The sequence below is a fragment of the Rhodothermales bacterium genome (assembly GCA_013002345.1).
GTDB lineage: Bacteria > Bacteroidota > Rhodothermia > Rhodothermales > JABDKH01 > JABDKH01.
In genome coordinates, this window is the sequence record JABDKH010000259.1 from 1 (window position 1) to 3,016 (window position 3,016).

Annotated in this window: 4 protein-coding genes; 2 read left to right on the forward strand and 2 right to left on the reverse strand. The window is 59.3% G+C overall.

Annotation, left to right across the window (positions count from 1 at the left end):
- The first annotated feature begins 32 nt into the window (after positions 1-32).
- The gene (locus tag HKN37_12705) at positions 33-233 is read left to right on the forward strand and encodes a hypothetical protein (protein NNE47507.1); all 201 of its coding nucleotides are present in this window, start codon (positions 33-35) and stop codon (positions 231-233) included.
- A 45-nt stretch (positions 234-278) separates the two neighbouring features.
- On the forward strand, positions 279-1,073 hold the full coding sequence (locus HKN37_12710) for a DUF4097 family beta strand repeat protein (GenBank protein ID NNE47508.1): 795 nt from the start codon (positions 279-281) through the stop codon (positions 1,071-1,073).
- Positions 1,074-1,130: 57 nt separating this feature from the next.
- Here HKN37_12710 and HKN37_12715 read toward each other — a convergent pair whose 3' ends face one another.
- Complete coding sequence (locus HKN37_12715) at positions 1,131-2,588, reverse strand: cytochrome-c peroxidase (GenBank protein NNE47509.1); 1,458 nt, start codon at positions 2,586-2,588, stop codon at positions 1,131-1,133.
- Between the two features lie 247 nt (positions 2,589-2,835).
- Positions 2,836-2,976: a hypothetical protein gene (locus HKN37_12720; protein ID NNE47510.1), complete on the reverse strand. Its 141-nt coding sequence runs from the start codon at positions 2,974-2,976 to the stop codon at positions 2,836-2,838.
- Positions 2,977-3,016 lie beyond the last annotated feature (40 nt).

The following is a 3,016-nucleotide window of genomic DNA, read 5'->3' on the forward strand; positions in this document are numbered from 1 at the left end:
CGCGACTCGAAGCCATTCACGAGACGTATGAAATGAACCGCCTGGGAGATGATGTTACGAGTTCGTTGCTCGCCGCCATTAGAAACGACCCGAACGTGAACGTGCGGCTTGCGGCGATCGATGCCCTCAGTCGCTTCGCCGATCAGCGTGAGGTCCGCGATGGCTTGCAGCAGTCAATCCAGCTCCAAAAATCACCACTGATCCAGACGACCATATACGAGGTGCTGGAGTGACCAGAGCTCGTGACCGGTACTACTATCATACGAGACAGAATCAACATGAAGACCGCCTTTTTCGCACTGCTCCTTTGTACGCCGCTACTTTCTCAAGCTCAGGAAACGCTCCGGGCATCGTTCGCGGAGCCTGACCAACCGACGCATGTCGTGGCTCGGACCATCTATGGAAATATCGAGGTGTCCGCACACGCCGAGAAGGATGTCGTCATTGAGATAATCGAGCGACCTCGCGAGACCGCCGAGTCATCTCGTCCACGGCAGGACAATCTGCGCCGCGTAGACCAGGGTGCAAACGTTACGCTGGATGAGAACGACAACACCATTGTCGTGAAGGCGGGAAGCGAGGATCGCTACACGGACCTGCACGTATGGATCCCACGAGACAGCGATCTATCCGTCCACATCACCGGAGAAGGAGACATTCTCGTGACGGGTGTTTCGGGAGAAATGGAAGTCAACGCCGCAAACGGCTCAATTGCCCTGGCAGAAGTATCGGGGCCTGTTGTCGCGCACGCACACGCGGGGAGTCTGACAGCGACCTTCGAATCGATAACGGACGCGCGGCCGATGGCGTTCAGCTCGTGGTCAGGCGACGTCGAAGTGACGTTTCCCTCTCAGGTATCTGCAAAATTGAAGATGCGAACAGATCATGGGGAGATCCTGTCGGAGTTTGATCTGTCCGGCAAGGTGGCGTCTCTCGAGAACGTCGGCAAAGACGGCCGTCAGCGGCTGCGCAGCTTTACGTACGCGACAATCAACGGTGGGGGGCCGGAGTATTTGTTTCAGAATTACAGCGGCGACATTGTAATTCGTAAGCGCTCGTCAGCCACCCCGTAGCAGGCGCAAGGTCCGCCTTTGAAAGCTCCCTTCGCAACCGCAACCGATCCTTCCGTCTCAGAAGCAGCCCAGTTCCTGCCGCGACTCCGCATCGTTGTGCGGCGTGCAGTTGCCTGACGGCAGGACCGCAGGCACGTAGCGCATCAGTTCAGGATCGTACAGCGCCTCCTCAATAAACACTGTCAGGTCGTCGATCTCGGACTCCGACAGGCCCAGCGGACGGAAGTAAGAGGAGAGTCGTTCGACCGGCACGAGAGAGTTCTGCGGGACGGCCGCATTCTTGTAGGCGATCACATCACGCACCGAGGAGAATGATGCACCGTGACTATAGAATGGTGTGTCGGTGAGATTGTAGAGTTGCGGCGTCTTGAAGCGGTAGTCGTCAGCCACCCGGCCCGTAAAACCGCCGCGTCCTCGACGGACGTCGTCCGGTACCGTGCCCCCGAAAGCACGAAGGTCCACTCGCGGATCGACCGCGCCGTCCAGATCATTCATGCCCAGCGCGTAGAACGTCATCGAACTGAGAGCCGGCCCCGTGTGACAGGCGGAACACTCGGCCTTCCCGAAGAACAGGATCGCTCCACGCATCTGATCCTCCGACATGGCCCGGGCCTCCCCGCGCAGCCACCGCTGAAACGGTGAGCGGTTCGCGAGAATGGTTCGCTCAAACGCGGCGATGGCGAGCGCCGAGTTCATGAGGGTGACGGGCTCGTCGTCGGCAGGAAAGGCCTCGCCAAACAGACGCTGATAAAACGGAATCGAAGCGACTCGCGAGTTCTCGACGTCGTCCATCCGATGGACCGTCATCCCCGCTACCGCCTGCGTCTCCAGTCCGTGCATCCCGAGCATGTTTGCCTCCTTCGGTCCGGTCCAATTTGCCTCCGTACCGAAGTTGAGGCCGACACCACCGAACTGACCATTCCAGAGCATGAGTTGCTGGTATGCCGTGTTCATACTCGACGGAGATCGAATTGGCTGAAGGTCGGGCGTGTTCTCGTCCGAGCTGGAATCATATGCAGGATCGAGCTTCCGGTTGAAGAAGCCCCGTCCGCCCTCCGCGATTCCCTGTGGCGTGGCCGCCTGAAACCCTGCCTGCGCGAAATGACATCCCGCGCACGAGTAGGTCTCCGAAGCCGACTCCTGTCGGCAGCTGGTGCCCAGCGCTGTTTCGTGATACAGCAGTTGTCCCAGCCGCACCTTTGCGCGAGTCAGTGGATTCAGCGGATCCTGCGGGATCCTGTCAAACTCATCGCTGTCCGGAAGGCGATAAAACTCGAGTCCGCCTTCGAGGGCCTGCGCACTCAGCGTCGCGCGAAGGCTCCCGTTCAGTTGGCCAATCCGCGTAATGTCTCGCGAGGATAGAAACTCATTGTCGCCTCGGAAGCCGGTGTCGTTGTCCTGAAACGCATCGCAAGAAGAGAGAAGCGTCATCAGAAAGGCCAGCGAGGTGGCGACCAGCACGCGCCTCCCTGGAGTCGGTTTACCCGGTTCGCGGCGCGTCTTGTCTACGTACATAATGGGGCTCCCACAGATTCAGCTGTTCCTCCCGCTCGCACTCTGTGGATACTCCCGATTACGTAAATACAGTCAGTACAGGAGTTTGCCAGCAGATGCGATCGGCGTAGATCGATCCATTTTAGCTGACGCGACTGGAGCGCCGTGTACAGGAAAGGTTGACTGCCGTGTAAGAGAAACCCCGACCGTTGTAGGGGCGGCGTTTCTGACCGCAAGTCGTGCCGACGTTAGATGGAGATGGAGCCGCTCAGGCTTTCACCGCTTCTACCGCAGAACCACTTGCCGGTGGCTTCAGGCTCATAGCCAGACCGGCCGCCACCAGGCACAGCACACCGCTGATCACAAACGCCGGCAGCCAGGAACCACTGTCGCGGAACGCGCCAGCCATGATCGGTCCAACAATACCGCCGACGCCGTAGGCCGTGAAC